General features: G+C 46.5%; 1 protein-coding gene. It reads left to right on the forward strand.

Translation table 11 applies throughout. The features are described 5' to 3' along the window. The coding region (locus tag A3739_RS13295; protein WP_156502576.1) for a class I SAM-dependent methyltransferase at nt 1–1150 on the forward strand (1150 nt) is incomplete at both ends.

The following is a 1150-nucleotide window of genomic DNA, read 5'->3' on the forward strand; positions in this document are numbered from 1 at the left end:
TACACCGTTGAGTTAGAGCTGCTTCTTAATTACCTGCTTCGTCTAGAAGATATCGATACGCGTCGTTTGATTGAGTTCGCTGGGCAGTTGATCACGCATAAATATGATCTAACAAATCCTGAAGCCGCACTAGACATCGATGTACTTGCTCAAGATGAATTGCTTCTCTGTATCTTAGAGACCGGCGTTGTACCTAGCGTACATTTCGAAGAGTTAGTAACCCTACTTCGACTTTCAATCTTTTCAGAATGCGCGATCAACCAAACTCTTCGAACTGAGCTTCAAGCCTGCGCAATCGCAATTGGTGTTTACGCATCCCACACCGACTACGCACTCATAGCGACAGAAGAAGAACAAAACCATATCAAGGCAATACAGCTTCAGATCGCAACGAATATCGGCTACGAAAAGGCAGATATAGATGATATTTCAGGCGCATTAATTCTCTTGGGTATGTACGAAGCAGTCTACGTGCAGAGCTTCTCGTTTGACTTACTACGCTACGACTTAGAAGACTGGCCAATCGCCATGCAAAGCCTGTTAGAGGTGTCGCTATATCAACTAAGCAAAGAGCATCATGCTCGCTACACATTGTTTGGTCAAACGATGGCGGAACTGTTAGAGAACGGCCTTCCGAGAAGCAAAGAGCGCTGGGCGGCGATCAAGACTCCTCAGAAGAAAGACTTCTACGCAACCTTGAAACAAAAGCTGGCACCAACTCTTCCACCTTCGAGTTGGCAAGGTAAAACTGTTCGCGTGTTATTACTTGCCTGCGGTTCTGGCCAAAAGGCCTTCGACTACGCCAATCAGTTCACTAATGTTTCTGTCCTAGGCGCTGACGCGAGCCAAATAGACATGGCCTATGCCCTTATGCGTACTCAACATAGCGCATGTGATAATCTTGAGTTCGCTGTTGCTGACTACGCGCTACCACCACAAGACATCGAAAAGTTTGATTATATCGAGTTTGGGCAAGGCTTTGATTTCTCAAAGCTAGACGCATGGATCAACCTGTTAAATGATGATGGCGTTGCGCGCATTAACTGCCCAGGCACGGAACACAGAGAGATCACTGGTGTACTCACCGAGCTAGTAAAAGCCCGCGGCATGCAAGCAAACCTAGACAATATTCGACTGATTAGAAGCTCGA

The organism is Oleiphilus sp. HI0067, assembly GCF_001635735.1.